The organism is Chthonobacter albigriseus, assembly GCF_013839445.1.
Taxonomy (GTDB): Bacteria; Pseudomonadota; Alphaproteobacteria; order Rhizobiales; family Pleomorphomonadaceae; genus Chthonobacter; species Chthonobacter albigriseus.
Genome location: NZ_JACDIT010000001.1, coordinates 999,999 through 1,019,353 on the forward strand (window position 1 = coordinate 999,999; position 19,355 = coordinate 1,019,353).

19 protein-coding genes are annotated in these 19,355 nt (G+C 67.2%); 9 read left to right on the forward strand and 10 right to left on the reverse strand.

Translation table 11 applies throughout. The features are described from left to right. Positions 1-8: 8 nt before the first annotated feature. The 3 genes from HZ321_RS04450 to phaZ all read right to left on the reverse strand — a co-directional run bounded on the left by HZ321_RS04450 (position 9) and on the right by phaZ (position 3,143). The gene (locus HZ321_RS04450; protein WP_181700602.1) at positions 9-806 is read right to left on the reverse strand and encodes a M48 family metallopeptidase; all 798 of its coding nucleotides are present in this window, start codon (positions 804-806) and stop codon (positions 9-11) included. Positions 807-959: 153 nt separating this feature from the next. Further along, positions 960-1,349 carry a DUF2852 domain-containing protein gene (locus HZ321_RS04455; RefSeq protein ID WP_181700604.1) on the reverse strand — a complete coding sequence of 130 codons (390 nt, stop codon included), beginning with the start codon at positions 1,347-1,349 and terminating at the stop codon, positions 960-962. Positions 1,350-1,646: 297 nt separating this feature from the next. Further along, the gene (phaZ, locus tag HZ321_RS04460) at positions 1,647-3,143 is read right to left on the reverse strand and encodes a polyhydroxyalkanoate depolymerase (RefSeq protein ID WP_181700606.1); all 1,497 of its coding nucleotides are present in this window, start codon (positions 3,141-3,143) and stop codon (positions 1,647-1,649) included. 247 nt (positions 3,144-3,390) lie between these two features. Here phaZ and HZ321_RS04465 point away from each other — a divergent pair, with 247 nt between their 5' ends. Continuing rightward, positions 3,391-4,710: an ActS/PrrB/RegB family redox-sensitive histidine kinase gene (locus tag HZ321_RS04465; protein WP_181700608.1), complete on the forward strand. Its 1,320-nt coding sequence runs from the start codon at positions 3,391-3,393 to the stop codon at positions 4,708-4,710. Positions 4,711-4,890: 180 nt separating this feature from the next. Further along, on the forward strand, positions 4,891-5,442 hold the full coding sequence (locus HZ321_RS04470) for an ActR/PrrA/RegA family redox response regulator transcription factor (RefSeq protein WP_181700609.1): 552 nt from the start codon (positions 4,891-4,893) through the stop codon (positions 5,440-5,442). 128 nt (positions 5,443-5,570) lie between these two features. Here the strand turns inward: HZ321_RS04470 and HZ321_RS04475 are convergent, their stop codons facing one another. Continuing rightward, the gene (locus HZ321_RS04475; protein ID WP_181700611.1) at positions 5,571-7,184 is read right to left on the reverse strand and encodes a phosphoenolpyruvate carboxykinase; all 1,614 of its coding nucleotides are present in this window, start codon (positions 7,182-7,184) and stop codon (positions 5,571-5,573) included. A 463-nt stretch (positions 7,185-7,647) separates the two neighbouring features. Then, positions 7,648-8,382 (reverse strand): HugZ family pyridoxamine 5'-phosphate oxidase, encoded by a 735-nt coding sequence (locus HZ321_RS04480; RefSeq protein WP_181700613.1) that lies wholly within the window; start codon positions 8,380-8,382, stop codon positions 7,648-7,650. Positions 8,383-8,504: 122 nt separating this feature from the next. Between HZ321_RS04480 and HZ321_RS04485 the strand changes: the two genes are divergently transcribed. The 6 genes from HZ321_RS04485 (at position 8,505) to HZ321_RS04510 (ending at position 13,879) form a co-directional block, all read left to right on the forward strand. Further along, positions 8,505-9,935: an MATE family efflux transporter gene (locus tag HZ321_RS04485; protein ID WP_181700614.1), complete on the forward strand. Its 1,431-nt coding sequence runs from the start codon at positions 8,505-8,507 to the stop codon at positions 9,933-9,935. Between the two features lie 109 nt (positions 9,936-10,044). After that, the gene (locus tag HZ321_RS04490) at positions 10,045-10,746 is read left to right on the forward strand and encodes a response regulator transcription factor (RefSeq protein ID WP_181700616.1); all 702 of its coding nucleotides are present in this window, start codon (positions 10,045-10,047) and stop codon (positions 10,744-10,746) included. Positions 10,747-10,781: 35 nt separating this feature from the next. Beyond that, positions 10,782-12,554: a sensor histidine kinase gene (locus tag HZ321_RS04495; protein WP_181700618.1), complete on the forward strand. Its 1,773-nt coding sequence runs from the start codon at positions 10,782-10,784 to the stop codon at positions 12,552-12,554. After that, a complete protein-coding gene (locus HZ321_RS04500) occupies positions 12,554-13,003 on the forward strand; it encodes an HPr kinase/phosphorylase (RefSeq protein WP_181700620.1) in 450 nt (149 codons plus the stop codon). Before HZ321_RS04495 ends, HZ321_RS04500 begins: the two co-directional genes overlap by 1 nt. A 178-nt stretch (positions 13,004-13,181) precedes the next feature. Continuing rightward, positions 13,182-13,583, forward strand: a complete 402-nt coding sequence (locus HZ321_RS04505; protein WP_181700621.1) for a PTS sugar transporter subunit IIA — start codon at positions 13,182-13,184, stop codon at positions 13,581-13,583. Further along, the gene (locus tag HZ321_RS04510) at positions 13,580-13,879 is read left to right on the forward strand and encodes an HPr family phosphocarrier protein (RefSeq protein WP_181700623.1); all 300 of its coding nucleotides are present in this window, start codon (positions 13,580-13,582) and stop codon (positions 13,877-13,879) included. The genes HZ321_RS04505 and HZ321_RS04510 overlap by 4 nt, the downstream gene beginning before the upstream one ends. Positions 13,880-13,919: 40 nt before the next feature. Here the strand turns inward: HZ321_RS04510 and HZ321_RS04515 are convergent, their stop codons facing one another. Next, complete coding sequence (locus HZ321_RS04515; RefSeq protein ID WP_181700625.1) at positions 13,920-14,420, reverse strand: MmcB family DNA repair protein; 501 nt, start codon at positions 14,418-14,420, stop codon at positions 13,920-13,922. Between the two features lie 52 nt (positions 14,421-14,472). After that, the gene (locus tag HZ321_RS04520; RefSeq protein WP_181700627.1) at positions 14,473-15,525 is read right to left on the reverse strand and encodes a hypothetical protein; all 1,053 of its coding nucleotides are present in this window, start codon (positions 15,523-15,525) and stop codon (positions 14,473-14,475) included. Positions 15,526-15,611: 86 nt separating this feature from the next. Here HZ321_RS04520 and HZ321_RS04525 point away from each other — a divergent pair, with 86 nt between their 5' ends. Beyond that, positions 15,612-16,583, forward strand: a complete 972-nt coding sequence (locus HZ321_RS04525; protein WP_181700629.1) for a heparan-alpha-glucosaminide N-acetyltransferase — start codon at positions 15,612-15,614, stop codon at positions 16,581-16,583. A 5-nt stretch (positions 16,584-16,588) separates the two neighbouring features. On the opposite strand, the gene fabI is transcribed toward HZ321_RS04525, so the two are convergent. The 3 genes from fabI to fabA all read right to left on the reverse strand — a co-directional run bounded on the left by fabI (position 16,589) and on the right by fabA (position 19,316). Beyond that, entirely contained in the window at positions 16,589-17,425 is an 837-nt protein-coding gene (gene fabI / locus HZ321_RS04530; protein ID WP_181700630.1) for an enoyl-ACP reductase FabI, read from the reverse strand. A gap of 32 nt (positions 17,426-17,457) precedes the next feature. Continuing rightward, positions 17,458-18,675: a beta-ketoacyl-ACP synthase I gene (gene fabB / locus HZ321_RS04535; protein WP_181700632.1), complete on the reverse strand. Its 1,218-nt coding sequence runs from the start codon at positions 18,673-18,675 to the stop codon at positions 17,458-17,460. A gap of 116 nt (positions 18,676-18,791) precedes the next feature. Beyond that, entirely contained in the window at positions 18,792-19,316 is a 525-nt protein-coding gene (gene fabA / locus HZ321_RS04540; RefSeq protein WP_181700634.1) for a 3-hydroxyacyl-[acyl-carrier-protein] dehydratase FabA, read from the reverse strand. Positions 19,317-19,355 lie beyond the last annotated feature (39 nt).

Genomic DNA, 19,355 nt, shown 5'->3' on the forward strand with positions numbered 1-19,355 from the left:
CGGGCTGCTTATCCGACCTTGTGGAGGTCGCGGCCGTGCGCCTTCAGCCAGGCCTTGGCGTCGTCCGTGCGCGGGGCGAGGCGGTAGCAGATCGCCCAGAAGCGGTCGGAGTGGTTCATCTCCTTGAGGTGGGCGACCTCGTGGGCGGCCAGGTAGTCGAGCACCACGGGCGGCGCCATGATCAGGCGCCACGAGAAGGACAGGGTTCCGGCCGATGTGGCCGAGCCCCAGCGCGATGTGGTGTCCTTGAGGCGGATCGCGACGGGCTTCACACCGAGTGCGGCGGCGTGCCGGGCGACAGCCTCGGCATAATCGGCGCGGGCCTGCCGTTTCAGGAAATCGGTGATGCGGCGGTTGGCGTGCTCGGCGGCGCCCGGGACCAGGAGAACCGGACCGCTATCGTCGCGTGCCTGCCGGACGAGGCCGCGCCCCACTCCGGTGAGCCGCACTCGGTGGGCTACGCCCCTCAGATGGACGATCTCCAGCGGCTGGCCTGGGACCGTCGGCGCCGGCGCAAGTTTGTCCTCCAGCCAATCCAGGTGACGGCCGACGAAAGCTTTCGCTTCAGCCACCGTGCCGCGCTTGGGCAGCGTGACCACGGCGCTCTCGCCTCTGGGGTGGACGCGGAGGGTGTAACGACGGGCGCGGGCGTTGCGACGGAGCGCGACGTCGACAGGGCGCCCGCCGACCTCGACCGTGAACCCGGCCGGCGCCGACCCTGGCGGAGCGGGTTTCTTGCGGGCCTCCGGCTTCGGCGGAGACGGCTGCGCGAAGGGGAACAGCAGGGGAATCCAGCGATTCGGCATCGAAGAAGTGTAGCCGGACCCGCCGGCATGACGAAGCCCCGGAGAGAGGATGACCTCGCCTCCGGGGCTCGTCTGGTTGGCTGGGGACGGGACCGGGTGAGCCCGCCCCAGCCGGAGGTCAGGAAGAACCGTCGTTGACGTCCAGGCGGGGGATCAGCCGGCGGGGTTTGTCCGGCTCGCCATGAACCGATCGAACTCTTCCTGGTCCTTCGCACGACGAAGGTTGCGAAGGAACTCGTCGAACTCGGTGCGCATCGCCTCGATCTTGGCGCGCTCCTCTTCCAAACGCTTCAGTTCGCGCGTCCGGTACTCGTCGAAGGCCGCATTGCCGGTGCGGCCGAAATCCGCGGCGCCGAAGGGTGTTGAGCGCATCGCGTTCTCCAGGTTGGGCCGCGCTTCCGCCCACGCAGCCTTCATACGATCGCCCCAGAGGATGTAGGCAAGCATGGCCAGGCCGAGTGGCCAGAACATGATGAAGCCCAACACCATGAGACCGGTGGAAAGCGGGTTCCAACCAGGCCGAAGTGTGCAACCACGTGTCATATTTCTAGTCCTCGAAGTGTCGACTTTGACGAATTCGAGGTGGCCCCGACCCGTTCTAGCTTCAAGAGCCTCCCAAGTCTTTTTCGGACATGAGCCGGAATTATGGCATGTGAATCAACAACGTTGGCGGTCCAAAAAAGATCCTGGCGGGGAGATCTTGAAAACAGGCTCCGGTATCACGTGGGCGTGAGGGACGGACGGTCCGTCGGCCGCAAAAGAAAAGGCGCGGCTCGTTTGCAAGCCGCGCCGGTCCCAATCGGTTCACCGCCGGATCTCGTCCGGCAGCGACTGACGGCCTCAGGCCATCATCAACTTGCGGGCCTGACCGACCCAGTCCTCGCGGCGGATGCGACCCCGCAGGGAAAGCCGGTTGTCCAGGTCGTCGACCTGGGCGTCGGTCAGTTCGGCCACCTGATCGATCAGGAAGATGCCCTCGCGATAGAGCATCTCCTCCAGCTTGGGCCCGATGCCGGCAATCCGCTTGAGGTCGTGGATCTCCGCCTTGGGAACGGCCGCAGCCGCGCGGCGGATCCTGTCCGCCCGGGCGGTGTCGGAGCGCTGGTTGTGGGTGAGGATGAAATCCGCCACGCGGGGGCAGATCTCGCCGCGCCAGCGCGAGCCGTTGAAGACGCCGTAGTGGCCGACGCCCGGCTGCATGTAGTGGACCTTCTTGTCCTCCGGCAGGTTCACGCAGAGGTCCTGGGCGGCGGAGGTCTGGCCGATGCCGGTGATGTCGTCCTTCTCGCCCTCGATGGTGAGAAGCGCGCAGTTGCGGATGGCCGAGCAGTTCACCAGCCGTCCGCGATGGAGCATCTCACCGTTCGGCAGCGCGTGGGTCATGAAGACGGTCTCGACGGTCTGGAGGTAGAACTCCGCCGTGAGATCCATCACCGCCAGGTATTCGTCGTAGAACTCGCGGTGCTTCTCCGCGCTGTCGCCGTCGCCCTTCACGAGGTGATTGTAGAAGTCCTTGTGAGCGCCGACGTGGCGGTCGAGGTTCATGCTCATGAAGCCGGTCAGCTGCAGGAAGCCGGGGTAGACGTCGCGATAGACGCCCGGGTGCGGGAAGGGCACCTTCATGACGACGTTGCGGCGGAACCATTCGATGTCGCGCTGCTCAGCCAGCTTGTTGACGGCGGTCGGATTGCGGCGGGTGTCGATCGGACCGCCCATCAGGGTCATGGTGAGGGGCGCGAGAGGATCCTCGTTCTCCTCCATCACCGCGACGGCGGCTAGCACCGGGACCGAGGGCTGACAGACCGCGAGGACGTGGGCGTCGCCGCCGAGGGCGTGGAGCATCTCGATGACGTAGTCGATGTAGTCGTCGAGGTCGAAGCGGCCGTCGGTCAGCGGGACCATCCGAGCGTCGATCCAGTCGGTGATGTAGACGTCGTGCTTGGGCAGCAGCGCTTCCACCGTGCCGCGAAGCAGGGTGGCGTAGTGGCCCGACATGGGGGCGACGACCAGCACCTTGGGGTCGCGGCGGCGGGATCCAGGCACCGCGCGCTCGAAATGGACCATGCGGGCGAAGGGCTTCTCCCACACCACCTTCTCGGTGACAGGAACGCGGACGCCGCCGACGACCGTGGCGTCGAGGCCGAACTCGGGCTTGCCGTAGCGGCGCGTGGTGCGCTCGAAAAGTTCGCAGGCGGCGGCGATCGAGCGACCCATCTGGGTCTGCGACAGCGGGTTGAACGGATTCTGGAAGTAGAGGCGGGTCATGTCCGCCGCTGCTCTCGCCGGACCCATCGCCGCGTGGTTGAACTCGTACAGATGATAGTACGGCACGTTCATCCTCTCTGGTCCCTGCACTCACGAGTACGCTACAGACGGAAGCGGCTTCTATGACCGAGGGTTCCACCGCAATGGGATTCCGAGAATAGGCAGCGGATTGATTTTTACGCAAGGGACGGCCCTATCCGCCAAAAGTCTCGCAGGAACCGTGAATACCTGAGGGGATCGCCTCAGCGTGCTTGCAAGACCTGCCCTGCGACCACACGAAGCGGTTTGCGCGCGGTTGGCGGGCGGCTAGAACAGCGACATGGCCCATTCCATCGTCCTGGCGCCCAGCCCGGCGCCCCGCCTGAAACTCGACACGCTGGTTCGGCTCCGCTGGCTGGCGGTGATCGGCCAGACCGCCGCCGTGGTCGGGGTGGCCCTCGGGATGGAGTACCCGCTGCCGCTCGGGTTCTGCCTCGGGCTGATCGCGCTGTCGGCTTGGCTGAACCTGTTCCTCAAGGTTCGATACCCGGCCACCCAGCGGCTGGCCGACTGGGCGGCGGCGGCGCTCCTGGCCTACGACATCCTGCAGCTCGCCGCCCTGCTCTACCTGACCGGCGGGCTCACCAACCCGTTCGCGATCCTGCTGATCGCGCCGGTGATGGTGTCGGCGACAGCGCTGAAGGTGCGCTGGACCGTTGCGCTCGGGGTGCTGGTGGTTGCGATCGCCTCCGCGCTCGCCTTCTGGTTCGAGCCGCTGCCCTGGAGCCCGGAGGAGGGCGACTTCCGGCTGCCGAGCCCCTATCTCGCGGGGATCTGGACCGCGCTCGTCTGCGCGCTCGGATTCATGGCGGCCTATTCGTTCCGGGTGGCCGAGGAGGCGCGCCAGCTGCACGCGGCGCTGACGGCGACCGAACTGGTGCTGTCGCGCGAGCAGCATCTGCACCAGCTCGACGGCCTTGCCGCGGCGGCGGCGCACGAACTGGGGACGCCGCTCGCCACAATCGCTCTCGTCGCCAAGGAACTGGAGCGGGAGATCCCGCCCGACGCTGCCTGGCGGGATGACATCTCGCTGCTCCGGTCGCAATCGGAGCGCTGCCGGGAGATCCTGAAGAAGCTGACGTCGCTCTCCACCGAGTTCGGCGACCATCTCGCGCGGCAGCCGATCACCCACCTCCTGGAGGACGTGATCGCGCCGCACCGCGAGTTCGGCATCGCGCTGATCGTGCACCTGGACGGGGCGCTAGACCGGGAGCCGGTTGGGACCCGAAACCCCGCTATCCTCTATGGCCTCGGCAACATCGTGGAGAACGCGGTCGACTTCGCCCGCAGCCGCGTCGACATCGGCGCGGCCTGGACGGACGACGAGGTGGTGGTGACGATCCGCGACGACGGGCCGGGCTTCGCGCCCGACGTGATCGACAAGCTGGGCGAGCCCTACGTGACGACGCGGGGCAAGCTGCCGGCGGACGCGCGGGAGGGGGGCGGGCTCGGCCTCGGCTTCTTCATCGCCAAGACTTTGCTGGAGCGGACCGGGGCGCGGGTCGAGATCACCAACCGGGCGGTGCCGGAGACCGGCGCAGTGATCACGGTGCGGTGGCCGCGGGAGGTGATGGACGAAGTCCACCATGAGTCAGGCTGAAAGCCGTCTTCAGAAGTTCCGAACCAAAAGCCGCGAATCAAGCCCAACGGACGATTGCCCTCAGGGGTTTTCGCCATATAAAGTCCGTTGCGAGAAGAAGACTAAACGTCGCAACGACGCGGTCCAGAGACTTCGTCTGACGGTGACGTGGGAGAGCTGGGTTCGGAAGGGCCGGAACAAATGGATCAGCAGATCACAACTGCCGATATCGACAAGACGCTCCTGATCGTCGACGACGACAAGCCGTTTCTTCAAAGGCTGGCGCGCGCGATGGAAGCGCGCGGGTTCACCGTGGAAACGGCGGATTCGGTTGCCGAAGGCCTGCTCAAGGTGCAGGACACGGCTCCCTCCTACGCGGTGGTCGACATGCGCCTCGGGGATGGAAACGGCCTCGACGTGATCGAAAGCCTGCGCCGCGAGCGGCCTGATTCCCGGGCGATCATCCTGACCGGCTACGGCAACATCGCAACCGCCGTGACAGCGGTGAAGATGGGGGCGGTGGACTATCTCGCCAAGCCGGCCGACGCCGACGAGGTCTACGCGGCGCTGACGCGGGACCCCGAGACGCGGGCCGTGCCGCCGGAGAACCCGATGTCGGCGGACCGGGTGCGCTGGGAGCATATCCAGCGGGTCTACGAACTCTGCGAGCGGAACGTGTCGGAGACCGCGCGGCGGCTCAACATGCACCGGCGCACGCTGCAGCGGATCCTGGCCAAGCGCGCGCCGCGGTGAGGCAAAGTAGGTAGCAGGCAGTAGGGAACCGTTTGGCGGACCGGGGCTGCCGAACAAGCCGAACGATCATACGAAAACGCCCGCCGGGGACGGCGGGCGTTGTGCGTTTCGGGACAGGCGTCTGGCGATCACTCGGCGGCGGAGCGCAGGTCCGGGGCGGCGGAGCGGACATCGCCGTCGACGTAGGCTTCATACTGCTCGAAGTTCTTGACGAACATGCCGACCAGCTTGGAGGCCTGGGCGTCGTAGGCGAGCTTGTCGCGCCAGGTTTTGCGGGGATGCAGAATGTGCGGCTCCACACCCGGGACATCGGTCGGAACGGCGAAGCCGAAAGACCGGTCGGTGTAGAACTTGCCCTTCTTCAAGGAGCCGTCCAGCGCCGCGGTGAGCAGGGCGCGGGTGACCTTGATCGGCATGCGGCGGCCCTCGCCGTAGGCGCCGCCGGTCCAGCCGGTGTTGACCAGCCAGCAGTCGACGTCGTGCTCGTGGATCAGTTGCTTCAGGAGCTCGCCGTATTCGGAGGGATGGCGCGGCATGAAGGGTGCGCCGAAGCAGGTCGAGAAGGTCGCCTGCGGCTCGGTGACGCCACGTTCGGTGCCGGCGACCTTGGCGGTGTAGCCGGAGAGGAAGTGGTACATCGCCTGGGCCGGCGTCAGCTTGGCGATCGGCGGCATCACGCCGAAGGCGTCGGCAGTCAGCATGACGATGTTCTTGGGGTGGCCGGCGCGGCCCGTCGGGCTGGCGTTCGGGATGTAGTGCAGCGGATAGGCGCAGCGGGTGTTCTCGGTCTTCGACCCGTCGTTGAAGTCGGGCACGCGGGTCTGCGGATCGAGCACCACGTTCTCCAGCACCGTGCCGAAGCGCTCGGTGGTGGCGAAGATCTCGGGCTCGGCCTCGCGCGAGAGACGGATGGTCTTGGCGTAGCAGCCGCCCTCGAAGTTGAAGATGCCGGCCGGGCCCCAGCCGTGCTCGTCGTCACCGATCAGGATGCGGTTCGGGTCGGCGGAGAGCGTGGTCTTGCCGGTGCCGGAAAGGCCGAAGAACAGAGCGCTTTCGCCTGCGGCGCTGACGTTGGCCGAGCAGTGCATCGGCATGACGCCGTCGGCGGGAAGCAGGAAGTTGAGGAGCGTGAAGACGGACTTCTTCATCTCGCCGGCGTACTCGGTGCCGCCGATCAGCACGATGCGGCGGGTGAAGTCGCAGGCGACGACGGTGGAGGTGCGGCAGCCGTGGCGTTCCGGATCGGCCTTGAAGCTCGGCAGGTCGATGATGGTCATCGAGGGCTCGAAGTCGGGAAGGTCTTCCCGCAGGGGGCGGATCAGCAGGTTACGGATGAAGAGGGAGTGCCAGGCGTATTCGGTGACGACGCGGGTCGGCAGCGAATGCGCGGCATCGGCGCCTCCGACGAGATCCTGGATGAAGAGTTCGCGGCCCTTGGCATGCTCGATGAAGTCGGCGTAGAGGGTCTCGAAATGGGCGGGCGACATCGACTTGTTGTTGCCCCACCAGACGCTGCGGTCGGTGGTTGCGTCGCGCACGACGAACTTGTCCTGGGGCGAACGGCCGGTGAAAGCGCCGGTTTCGACGCTGAGGGCGCCGCCCGAGGCGATCTGGCCTTCGCCGCGCAGAACGGCGAGCTCGACCAGTTCGGCCTCGCTCAGGTTCCAGTGCGCCGCGGCGAGTCCGGAGAGACCCGTCGTCTCGATTCCCTTGGCGGAATTCCAGATGCCTGTCTGTTTCACGTCGGACAATCCCATCAGGGCGCCGGACTGACGTTCACGTCAGCCATTTCAAACGCCACGCCTCGCCGGCCGGAGCTTCGAACCGCAGTATGGGCGGTCCGGCCCGGCATCTCGTCCGCGCGATCGGATTGACGTTAGCGGAAGACGGGATTGGTGGGGATCGCCGTCCGCTTGTCGCGCTGAGATCGTTCAGACGGTACGGAATGCAGGCGCAACCGGCAAGACGAGCAAAAGGACTGAAAGCGCTTAGAACCAGCTTCAATCGTTTGAAACCGATTAGCATTTGGTCGTATCGAGGCGAAAACTGCGTTAACAGCTTCGAAAACCAGTTACTTCGGCTTTCGAATTTTTAAAGTCGCTGGAATAGACCAAAGTCCTATTGGCGGCTTAAACGTTTTACTTTGAAGCCGCCAAGGGGGATGGCCCGGTCACCGGAACAGTCGCCGCCAGACAGGCGCCGTGCTCAGGTCCGTGCGCGTTCCGAGAGGGCCTTCAGTTCGAAACGTACTGCCTGCACGCTGGCCTGCCGTGAACGGAAGGGCAGGCGTGCGACGGTTTGACCGTCGAACAGATCGAGCCCGTCCGCGTCGGCGGCGACGACATGCCAATCGCCATCGGGCTGGCCGAGAAGGCGCGTGGCGTAGAGGCGGACGGCGTCCGCGTGATCCTGGTTCATGTGCGCGAGGATGCCATGTTCGGCATCGGAAAAGGCGCCCGCGAGCGTTGCCTCGACCAGGATATCGGCCGCCGGAACGGTGTGGATGCGGCCGAATCCGGCGACCAGGTGTGCGGTGTCGATCTGAAACCGGAAGAAGCCGAAGTCGGTGAAGCCGGCGTAGCCTTCCGCTTCCGGGTGGCGGGCGAGGAAGCGGGCGCGGGCGCGGTCCAGGTCCTCGCCGGGAGCGATCCGCCTGGCGGCGCCTTCCAGCGTGATGCGACTGCCGGCGAGCGGATCGCCGCCCTCGCCGCCCGGCGCGACGAGAAGGAGCGAGGCGCGGCCGTCGCGGTCGAGATTGCGGGTGTGCACCGCCAGCCTGGACAGCAGGAGAAGCGGAGCGCCGGCGTGGTCGGTCGCCACCGTCACGAAGCTGGCGAAGGGCGTGCCGGCGGAGCCCAAGGTCGCCAGAGCGCCCGTCGCGGACGCACGCAAGGTGACGGCGGCGGCGCGGATCGGGTCGAAGTCGCCATCGGCGGGCATGTCGGCTTTCCTTCTCTGGAGCGCGGTGCATTGGCGGGCACCGCCGTGTGACATATAAGGCGGCGATCTTGAGCGGTCACGGTGGCCGCTGACAACCGATCCGGCCGAAGGGAGCCCCAGACTTGCCCGCCTCCGAGGCAGCCAGACCCGGCGAAGAGCCGACCGGAACCCTCGGATGGCATCTGCGCCGGACCATCGAACTCGCCGCGCCGATCATCCTGTCGCGGACCGGGCTGGTGATCATGTTCACGGTGGACACGATCATGGCGGGGCGGGCCGGCGAACTCAGCCTGGGCGCCTTCGGCCTCGGCGTCGCGCCCCTGCTGACCGCCATGATGATCAGCCTCGGCGCCCTGCAGGCGACGGTGGTGCTCGCCGCGCATGCGATGGGGCGTGGCGAGCCGCGAGCGATCGGCGCGATCCTCCGAGCGAGCTTTGCGAATGCGCTGCTGCTCGGACTGCTGGCCATTCCGCTGTCCTGGGGCGCCGGACCGTTCTTCCTTGCGACGGGACAATCGCCGGAAGTGGCTGCCGTGGCGGCGCGGGTCGCGCAGGTCTTCGCACTCGGGCTGCCGGGCCTGCTGCTCTTCATCGCCGCCAACCTGATCCTGGAGGCGACCGACCGGGCCCGTGTCGGGACCCTGGTGATGCTCGGCGCCAATCTCGCCAACCTGGCACTCGACGGCATCCTGGTGCTCGGCTGGGGCGGCTTCAACGCCCATGGAGACGCGGTGACGGTGATGGCGACCTCGACGGTCGTCCGGTGGTGCACGTTCGCGGCCGCATTCGGGGTGATCGTCCACACTGCGGCGCGGGACGGCGACAAGCACGGGATCCTCGCGACACCAAGCACCTGGATCCGCTCGGTGCTGACGCTCGGCGGCGCGGAAGGGCGGGAGATCCGCCGCATGGGGCTGCCGATGGGGCTGGCGCAGGGCGTGGAGGCGGCAGCCTTCTCGTCGCTGATCTTCATCGCCGGGCTGATCGGCACCTCGGCGCTCGCCGCGCACCAGACGACGATGACCGCAATGTCGATGGTCTACATGAACGCCGTGGGACTTGCCGGCGCGGCATCGATCCGGGTCGGGAACGCGCTCGGCCGCGGCTCGCCGCGCGACGCGACACGGGCCGGCTGGACCGCCTTCGGCCTGGGGGGCCTGCTTTCGGGCAGCTGCGGCGTGTTCCTGGTGCTGTTTCCGGAGGTGATCGCGCGGTGGGTGGTGGACGAACCGGCGGCGGTGGCCGTCGCCACCCAGACGCTGCGGATCGGCGGTTTCCTGACCGCCTTCGATTCCATGATGGGCGTGACGCTCGGCTCGCTGCGCGGGATGGGCGACGTGTGGATGTCGCTGTGGCTCCAGTGCGGGGCGTTCTGGTTCGTCGCAATACCCCTCGCCTACGTGCTGGCGATCGAGGTGGGGTTCGGCGCTCCCGGGCTGTTCTACGGGATCGGGGCGGGCATCTTCACCTCGCTGGCGCTGCTGTCGCTGCGTTTCCGCGTTGTTTCCCAACGGATGGAGGCGAGAATGACGCGTCACGCCGCTTCGCCATAATTTCCGCCGCATTGTCGGCAGAAAGCTCGCACGCGGTGTATGATCGTTCAAAGTTCGGATGCGTCGCTCGCCAGTCGAGGCCGCAGCCGGGGCAAGAAGAGGAGACGGCATGCCGACTATCGCGCTCGTCGACGACGACCGGAACATCCTGACGTCCGTATCGATCGCTCTGGAGGCGGAAGGCTATCGCGTCGAAACCTATACGGACGGCGCTTCCGCGCTGGACGGACTGGCCCAATCGACGCCCGACCTTGCGATCCTGGACATCAAGATGCCCCGGATGGACGGAATGGAGCTGCTGCGCCGCCTGCGCCAGCGCAGCGACATGCCGGTGATCTTCCTGACGTCGAAGGACGACGAGATCGACGAGCTGTTCGGGCTGAAGATGGGCGCCGACGACTTCATCCGGAAGCCGTTCTCGCAGCGTCTGCTGGTGGAGCGCGTGAAGGCCGTGCTGCGACGCGCCGCGCCACGCGATGCCTCGGCGCCGAAGGTGGTGGACGCGGCCAAGACGATCGAACGCGGCCCGCTGATGATGGACCAGGAGCGGCACACCTGCACCTGGAACGGCCAGAACGTGACGCTGACCGTGACCGAGTTCCTGATCCTGTTCGCGCTCGCGCAGCGGCCTGGCGTGGTGAAGAGCCGAAACGCCCTCATGGACGCTGCCTACGACGACCAGGTCTATGTGGACGACCGGACAATCGACAGCCATATCAAGCGGCTGCGCAAGAAGTTCAAGGCGATCGACGACGACTTCGACATGATCGAGACCCTTTACGGCGTCGGCTACCGCTTCAAGGAGATGTGAGCCCGCGGGCTTGCCGCAGGCTCGGACACTGATCGATGGCAACGGAAACGGACGTCCGGCGGGTGAGCGAACGGAAGCGGCCGATCGTGCGAGCGCGGACCCGTCGGGTGGTGTTCGGGCGCATCGGGCGCTTCTTCGGCTCGTTCATCTTCACGTCGCTGACGCGCCGCATCCTGATCCTCAACCTGGCGGCGCTGATCGCGATGGTCAGCGGCATCCTCTACCTGAACCAGTTCCGCGCCGGGCTGATCGATGCCCGTGTTGAGAGCCTGCTGACCCAGGGCGAGATCATCGCCGGGGCGATCGCGGCGTCGGCCACCGTTGAGACCAACGCGATTTCCATCGACCCGGAGAAGCTGCTCCAGCTGCAGGCCGGACAGAGCGTCTCGCCGATGGACGAGGCGCAAGGGCTGGACTTTCCGATCAATCCCGAGCGGGTGGCGCCGATCCTCCGACGCCTGATCTCGCCGACGCGGACGCGGGCGCGGATCTACGACCGCGACGGCGGGCTGATCCTGGACAGCCGGTTCCTCTATTCGCGCGGGCAGGTGCTGCGCTTCGACCTGCCGCCGCCGCAGCCGGAGCAGCCGTCGTGGATCGAGAGCGCCTGGAGCGAGGTAAAGTTCCTGATCCGGCGGGCGGACCTGCCGGTCTACGAGGAGCTCGCCGGCTCGAACGGCAAGGGCTATCCGGAGGTCGCCACTTCGCTCGACGGATCACCCGGGACGGTGGTTCGCGTCAACGAGCGCGGCGAGATGATCGTCTCGGTGGCCGTGCCGATCCAACGGTTCCGCGCGGTGGTGGGGAGCCTGCTGCTCTCCACGCAAGGCGGCGACATCGACGCGATCGTGGAAGCCGAGCGGCTGGCGATCATGCGCGTGTTCCTGGTGGCGGCGGTGACGACGGCGCTGCTGTCCATCCTGCTCGCAGGGACGATCGCGGCACCGCTGCGCCGGCTCTCGGCGGCGGCGGACCGGGTCCGGCGCGGCGTGAAGAACCGGGAGGCCATTCCGGATTTCCCGGGCCGCGAGGATGAGATCGGGCACCTCGCCCGTTCCTTCCGAGACATGACCAACGCTTTGTTCAACCGCATGGACGCGATCGAGAGCTTCGCTGCGGACGTGAGCCACGAACTCAAGAACCCGCTCACGTCGCTGCGCAGCGCCGTGGAGACGCTGCCGCTGGCCAAGACCGACGAGAGCCGGGCGCGGCTGATGGCGGTGATCCAGCACGACGTGAAGCGGCTCGACCGGCTGATCACCGACATCTCGGACGCCTCCCGGCTGGACGCGGAACTGGCGCGCGAGGACGCGACGCCGGTGGACGTCGGCAAGCTGCTGGCCAGCGTGGTGTCGATCGCCCGGGAGGTGGGCAAGCGAACGCAGGTGAAGGTGGAGTTCACCTTGATCCCCGATCCGGAGCGTCCGCATCTGATCGCCCTCGGCCACGAGAGTCGGATCGGACAGGTGGTCAACAACCTGATCGACAACGCGCGCTCCTTCTCGCCGGTGGACGGCACGGTCAGGGTCACCGCGGAACGGGACGAGGACACCATCGTCATCACGGTGGACGACGACGGACCGGGCATCCGGCCGGACGCGCTGGAGCGGATCTTCGAGCGGTTCTACACGGACCGGCCGGAGGGAGAAGGGTTCGGCAACAATTCCGGGCTCGGGCTTTCCATCTCCAAGCAGATCGTGGAAGCCCACCGGGGCACGATCACCGCGGAGAACCGGATGGACGATCCGGACGACGCCGAGCGCATCACCGGCGCGCGCTTCACGGTCCGCCTGCCCGCGGAGGGCTGATGAGCGCGACCAACCATCACGCATCGTGCCTTTTGATCGGCGAGGCCGGCGTGCTGATCACCGGGCCCTCCGGGTCTGGAAAGTCGCTGCTCACCCTGGCGCTGGTGGACCGGGCAGCGAAGGACGGCCGCTTTGCGGCGCTGGTGGCGGACGACCAGGTGTTTCTCGGCGCGGAAGGTGGGCGGCTGCTGGCGCGCGCGCCGGCTTCGATCGCCGGACTGGCGGAGCGGTGGGGACTGGGTGTGATCAAGCTGCCGCACGAAGCGGCCGCCGTGATCCGGCTGGTGGTGAGCCTTTCCACCGAAGCGTCCCTCACCCGCATGCCGGCGGCGGGCGAGAGCGTCGTTCTGGACGGCATCGACGTGCCGCTGCTCAGGGTTCCACGGCAGAAACTGGAGCTTTCCGTGCCGTTGGTGCTGGGCGCTCTGGCGGGCTTGAGCGGCAACTGAGGGGCGACTCGGCTGCGCCTTTCGGTATCAATGGCGATAGTGCGGTGCACATTTGCCTCTTGAACTCCGAACGCGTCTGGTGAAGATGGTGCTCCCGTTCCGGCCCCCTGGCCGGGGCGACCTCGACGGGCCCGGATTCGTTCACATCCGCCCGACGGCTTGGGGGACGGCAGCGCGTATGATCGGCTTGGTTCTCGTGACCCACGGGCGTCTCGCGGACGAGTTCCGATCCGCGCTCGAGCATGTCGTCGGCCCCCAGACGCGGCTCGAGACCATCTGCATCGGCCCGGACGACGACATGGAGCAGCGCCGCCGCGACATTCTGGAAGCGGTCGACCGCGTCCAGGACGGCGAAGGCGTGGTGCTGCTGACCGACATGTTCGGCGGCACGCCGTCCAACCTGGCGATCTCGGTGATGGACCACGGCAACGTGGAGGTCATCGCGGGCGTGAACCTTCCCATGCTGATCAAGCTTGCCAGCGTGCGTGGCGACAAACCTCTCACCGACGCCGTGACGGACGCGCGCGACGCCGGGCGCAAGTACATCAGCGTCGCGAGCCAAGTGCTGTCCGGACAATGAGCGACACCGACGAAGCGCCCGCCGCCCTCCTGGCCCGGGACATCAGCATCATCAACCGGAAGGGGCTCCACGCGCGGGCCTCCGCGAAGTTCGTCCAGTGCGTCGAGGGTTTCGACGCCGACGTGACGGTGACAAAGGACGGGCACACCGTGTCCGGCACGTCGATCATGGGCCTCATGATGCTGGCGGCGGGGATCGGGTCGTCGATCCACGTGACGGCAGACGGACCGCAGGCGAGCGAGGCGATGGACGCGATCACGGCGCTGGTGGGGAACCGGTTCGGCGAGGAAGAATAGTAGGCAGTAGCAGAGAGACGCCTGCGTCCTGCACAGCTGCCTAGAAGCCACCGACCTCCTGGACGCCGGGGTCGAGGAGCTGGTGGAAGCGCCGAGCGGCGACGTGGGCGAAGCGCAGCGTCATCGCCTTGCGGGTCGCGGGGGCGAGGCGGTGCTCAGTGGCGTCGCGCAGGATGGCGGCCCCAAAGCCGTCGGCGAGGATGAGTCCTGCCTCCTCCGGGAAGATCTCCAGCGGCACGTCCGCATGGGTGGCGAAGAAAAGCCGGTCGCAGTGAAGGCGGTAGTCCGGCCACTTGCGGTCCGCCCGGAAATCCTCGATCGACGACTTGATCTCGACGATCCACACCTCGCCGGCTGGTGAGAGTGCCGTCACATCCGCCCGCCGGCCGGAGGCGAGCGGCAGTTCGGTGAGAACGGAGAAACCGAGGCCGACGAGCATGCGGCCGACGCCGCGCTGGACCATCCGGGCATTCTCCGACTGCCGTCCGTCGACGATGACGGCCTCGATGGTGCGGACGGCGATGGCGATGGCGTCGGTCATGATGCGGCTCCTCGGGGCGAGGATTGTTCCGCATTCGTTCCATCGATGCAAGTCAGTTCCGTGCGCGGGCGGCAAAGTCCTGATCGTTCGGAAAGACGGCACCGGCGGTGGTGGCCACCTTCTGCGCCTCGGCATGCCGGCCGAGGCCGTCGAGCCATTCGATCCGGCGCCGGGGCACCTGCTTGCGATAGCGTTTCGGGAGGGTCGAAAGAACCGTGCTTGCCTCGATGCCGACATCCAGGGCCGCCAACAGATCCAGTGCTTCCCGAACATGGCCTCCGGCGGCGAGCGCTTCGGCCTTGAGGAGGGCGACGCCGGGGTTGCCGGACAGGCCGAGCGCGTCGATGGCATCTGGGTCGGGCGGTCGGCCGGCGGCGAGTTCGCCCGCCAGGCGGGCGAAGGCGGCGTAGGCGGGCGAGTTGTCCAGCGGCAGCGCAAGGCCGCGCGCGGCGACCTCGACCGCCGGGTCGCGTGTGAAGGTGGAGATGATCCGGCGGACGACGTTCACGGAATAGAGGTGGTCGTGGATTTCGTGGGCGCTGGCAGCGGTGACGAGACGGACAGATCGGGGGAGCGGCAGGGCGGCGACCCGCACCGCAACACCGGCGTCGTAGGGATCGAACAGGCCGATTAGTATGTCCACCGTCCCGGTGCGCGGGACGGCGAGAAGGGCGGCAAGATCCGGGTCGGCTGCTTCGGGGCGCAGACCGGCTTCGGCGGAACGGCTGCCCGGCTCGCCGATCCGGAAGTCCGGGGCGAAGACGACGGCGTCGGCGCCGGGGTGGCGGGCGGCGGCGGACAGCGCGCCCCAACCGCCCATCGAACTGCCGTAGAGAACGATCCGATCCGGCCGGCACAAGTCGGCGGCGCGGGCGATCGCGTCGTCGACCGCCTTTTCCGCGCCGCGATACCAGGCGTTGTCCGGCTGGTTCAGGAAGAGGCAGGCGTGGGCCGTGCGCGCGAACAGGCGGGAGAGACCGAACGAGCCGCGAGGTACGCGAACCTGGGAGAAGACGACGGCCAGCACGCTAGACCCGCGGGCCGGTATGGCCCGGGCTGAGAGCCCGCCGGTTTCGAACTCGAACAACGGTTCGGCAGTCTTCATGGTCCCCTCTTGCTGCCGGCCGGGGCGCGAGCGGTTGCCTCGCCGCCCGAAGTCCCGCACACCGTCTCGGTTCAGGAGGAACGACCTTGTCCGATTCGCGCCCTCTTCCGCGACGCGTGCCGCGGATCCCGCTGATCGACGCGCTGCGCGGCATCGCCGTGGTGGCGATGGTCGTCTATCATTTCTCCTGGGACCTCTCCTACCATCATTTCGTGACCTGGGACGTCGTCGGTGACCCGGTCTGGCGCGGCTTTGCGATGAGCATCGCGGCGTCGTTCCTGGTGCTGGTCGGCGTGAGCCTGTCGCTGGCGGCGGCGGAAGGGCTGTCGTGGCGGCGCATTCTGGCGCGTCTGGCGAGGATCGCCGCCGGTGCGGTCCTGGTGAGCCTTGCCACCTACGCCCTTTTCCCGGACGCCTGGGTGCGCTTCGGGATCCTCCACATGATCGCCGCCGGCAGCGTGCTGGCGCTCCCCTTTCCGCGGCTGCCGACCGCGGCGACCCTGGCTGTCGCGGTTCTGGTTCTCCTCGCGCCGCGGTATCTGACGTCGGAGGCGTTCGACCATCCTCTGCTGGTCTGGACCGGCCTGCAGGCGACGGTTCCGCCGGCCAACGACTTCGTGCCGGTGTTTCCATGGCTGGCTGCCGTGCTGGCGGGCGTCGCTGCCGGTCGGCTGATCGCCAGGGGAAGCCTGCCGCTCCCGTTCTGGAGCGGGGAGACGGCGGCGGGGCGGGTCCTGCGTTGGCTCGGGCGGTGGAGCCTGCTGATCTATCTCGTCCACCAGCCTCTGCTGTTCGGGATCACCGCCGGCTTCGCCATGCTGATGCCCGCCGATCCGGAGGTGGAGCGCGCAAAGTTCGTTGGGGCATGCCGTCTGGAGTGTACCCGCGAATCCGGCAATCCGGAGGCCTGCCAAGGCTTCTGCAGCTGCGTTGCGGCGTCACTCGACGGCACATCGTTCTGGACGGTGCGGGGCGGCGACCCGGACCTGGCAAGCCTGGTCTCGACCGCGGCAAGCGGCTGCCGGGTGCCGCCGGATGGAACGCCGCTGCCCCCGTGAGGCGTTCAGTCTTCGCCCGAACCGGATTCGGCGACCTCGCGCCGCTCCTGCGTCTTCAGTTCCTCGATCCGCGGCATCGACATGATGTTGTAGCCGCTGTCGACGAAATGGATCTCGCCGGTGACCGCGTTGGAGAGGTCCGACAGAAGGTAGAGCGCCGCGCCGCCAACATCCTCGATGGTGACGGACCGCTTCAGCGGGGCGTTCTTGAGCTGGAAGTTGTACATCAGGCGGGCATCGGAAACGCCGGATCCGGCGAGCGTGCGGACCGGTCCGGCGGAGATCGCGTTGACCCGAATGCCACTCTCGCCGTAGTCGGCGGCGAGATAGCGCACCGAGCTTTCAAGAGCTGCCTTGGCGACGCCCATGACGTTGTAGTTGGGCATGACGCGGGTGGAGCCGCCGTAGGTGAGCGTCAGGATGGACCCGCCGCGCGGCATCAGGGCTGCCGCACGCTTGGCGATCTCGGTGAAGGAGAAGCAGGAGATCACCATGGTGCGGGTGAAGTTCTCCCGCGTGGTGTCGGCGTAGCGCCCCTTCAGCTCGGCCTTGTTGGAAAAGCCGATCGAGTGGACGAGGAAGTCGATCGAACCCCAGTCGGCCTTCAGCGTGTCGAAGACCTGGTCGACCGTCGCGATATCCTCGACGTCGCAGGGATAGAGCTTTGTCGCGCCGATCTCGGCGGCGAGCGGCTTCAAGCGCCGGCCGAAAGCCTCTCCCTGGTAGGTGAAGGCGAGTTCGGCACCATGGGAGGCCGCCGCCTTGGCGATGCCCCAGGCGATGGAGTGATCGTTGGCGACGCCCATGATGAGGCCGCGCTTTCCGGCCAGGAGCCCGGTCATCAATGTTTATCCCTAGACAGGAGTGGCGTGCGTCAGGCGGCGTAGCGCTGGAAGACCAGCGTCGCGTTGGTTCCGCCGAAGCCGAAGGAGTTGGAGAGGACGGTGTTCAGCCTGGCGTTGTCGATCCGCTCGCGCACGATGGGAATGTCGGCGAAGGCCGGGTCGATCTCCTCGATGTTGGCGCTCTCGCAGATGAAGCCGTTCTGCATCATGAGGAGCGAGTAGATCGCCTCCTGCACGCCGGTGGCGCCCAGCGAATGGCCGGTCAGCGACTTGGTGGCGGAGATCGGCGGGATGTCATTGCCGAACACCGCGCGGATGGCCTCGATCTCCTTCTCGTCGCCGACGGGCGTCGAGGTGGCGTGCGGGTTGATGTAGTCGATCTTGCCGTCAACGGTCGCGAGCGCTTGACGCATGCAGCGGATCGCGCCTTCGCCGGAGGGGGCGACCATGTCGTAGCCGTCCGAGGTGGCGCCGTAGCCGACGATCTCGCCATAGATGCGGGCGCCGCGCGCCTTGGCGTGCTCCAACTCTTCCAGAACCAGCACGCCCGCGCCGCCGGCGATGACGAAGCCGTCGCGGTTCTTGTCATAGGCGCGCGATGCGGTGGCGGGGCGGTCGTTGTACTTGGAGGACATGGCGCCCATGGCGTCGAACAGGACGGACAGCGTCCAGTCCAGGTCCTCGCAGCCGCCGGCGAACATGACATCCTGCTTGCCCCACTGGATCGTCTCGTAGGCATTGCCGATGCAATGGTTGGACGTCGCGCAGGCGGACGAGATGGAGTAGTTGACGCCCTTGATCTTGAACCAGGTGGCGAGGGTGGCGGACGCGGTCGAGGACATCGCCTTGGGCACGGCGAAGGGGCCGACGCGCTTGGGGCCCTTCTCGCGGGTGATGTCGGCGGATTCCACGATCACGCGCGTGGAGGGGCCGCCGGAGCCCATGATGATGCCGGTGCGCTCGTTGGAGATGTCGGTCTCCTCCAGCCCGGCATCGCGGATCGCCTGATCCATCGCCACGTGGTTCCAGGCGGTGCCGCCACCGTGGAAGCGCATGGCGCGGCGATCGACGATCTCCTCGGGGTTGAGCGAGGGACGACCCTCCACCTGACAGCGGAAACCCTTCTCGGCGTAGGGTTCGGCGCGGGAGATGCCCGACCGCGCTTCACGCAGGGAGGCCAGAACTTCCTGGGTGTTGTTCCCGATGGACGAGACGATGCCCATGCCCGTCACGACGACGCGTCTCATGACAACCCTCTTTCCTCGATGGTGAGCCTCAGGCGGCGGTCCGGCGAAGGCGCCGCGCCGGGCTTCTTTTTCGACGTTACCGCGGAAGCGGTGCGGATGCCCAAGCGCCGAGGCGGTCAGCCGCCGGCCGACGGCTCGGTCTTGAACAGGCCGACGCGCAGGTCGGTTGCCTTGTAGATGGTCTCTCCATCCGCCTTCAGCCAGCCGTCAGCAATGCCGAGGACGAGCTTGGTGCGGAGCACGCGCTTGAGGTCGACACCGTACTCGACCGTGCGGACGGACGGCGTGACCATGCCGGAGAACTTCACCTCGCCCACAGAGAGCGCCCGACCGCGGCCGGGCGATCCCAGCCAGCCGAGATAGAAGCCGAGCATCTGCCACAGCGCGTCCAGGCCGAGACAGCCGGGCATGACAGGATCGCCCTTGAAGTGGCAGGGGAAGAACCAGAGGTCCGGGCTGATCCGGAGCGTGGCGCGGATCAGGCCCTTACCGTACTCGCCACCTTCCTCCGAGATCTCGGAGATGCGGTCGAACATGAGCATCGGGGGCAGCGGGAGCTGAGCATTGCCCTGACCGAACAGCTCGCCCCGACCACAGGCGAGTAGGTCCTCATATTCGAAGCTCGTCTGACGACCGTCCATGCCCTTATGCGATCCTCTTCCTTGGCCGTTTGAAACAGG

Bases quoted from the DNA above. Each gene is read 5' to 3' on its own strand.
- HZ321_RS04510 (WP_181700623.1), top strand. From the start codon at position 13,580: ATGAGCGACACCGACGAAGCGCCCGCCGCCCTCCTGGCCCGGGACATC.
- HZ321_RS04455 (WP_181700604.1), bottom strand. From the start codon at position 1,349: ATGACACGTGGTTGCACACTTCGGCCTGGTTGGAACCCGCTTTCCACC.
- HZ321_RS04480 (WP_181700613.1), bottom strand. From the start codon at position 8,382: ATGCCCGCCGATGGCGACTTCGACCCGATCCGCGCCGCCGCCGTCACC.
- HZ321_RS04470 (WP_181700609.1), top strand. From the start codon at position 4,891: ATGGATCAGCAGATCACAACTGCCGATATCGACAAGACGCTCCTGATC.
- fabI (WP_181700630.1), bottom strand. From the start codon at position 17,425: ATGACCGGGCTCCTGGCCGGAAAGCGCGGCCTCATCATGGGCGTCGCC.
- HZ321_RS04515 (WP_181700625.1), bottom strand. From the start codon at position 14,420: ATGACCGACGCCATCGCCATCGCCGTCCGCACCATCGAGGCCGTCATC.
- HZ321_RS04465 (WP_181700608.1), top strand. From the start codon at position 3,391: ATGGCCCATTCCATCGTCCTGGCGCCCAGCCCGGCGCCCCGCCTGAAA.
- fabA (WP_181700634.1), bottom strand. From the start codon at position 19,316: ATGGACGGTCGTCAGACGAGCTTCGAATATGAGGACCTACTCGCCTGT.
- HZ321_RS04500 (WP_181700620.1), top strand. From the start codon at position 12,554: ATGAGCGCGACCAACCATCACGCATCGTGCCTTTTGATCGGCGAGGCC.
- HZ321_RS04490 (WP_181700616.1), top strand. From the start codon at position 10,045: ATGCCGACTATCGCGCTCGTCGACGACGACCGGAACATCCTGACGTCC.
- HZ321_RS04450 (WP_181700602.1), bottom strand. From the start codon at position 806: ATGCCGAATCGCTGGATTCCCCTGCTGTTCCCCTTCGCGCAGCCGTCT.
- HZ321_RS04505 (WP_181700621.1), top strand. From the start codon at position 13,182: ATGATCGGCTTGGTTCTCGTGACCCACGGGCGTCTCGCGGACGAGTTC.
- HZ321_RS04495 (WP_181700618.1), top strand. From the start codon at position 10,782: ATGGCAACGGAAACGGACGTCCGGCGGGTGAGCGAACGGAAGCGGCCG.
- phaZ (WP_181700606.1), bottom strand. From the start codon at position 3,143: ATGAACGTGCCGTACTATCATCTGTACGAGTTCAACCACGCGGCGATG.
- HZ321_RS04520 (WP_181700627.1), bottom strand. From the start codon at position 15,525: ATGAAGACTGCCGAACCGTTGTTCGAGTTCGAAACCGGCGGGCTCTCA.
- fabB (WP_181700632.1), bottom strand. From the start codon at position 18,675: ATGAGACGCGTCGTCGTGACGGGCATGGGCATCGTCTCGTCCATCGGG.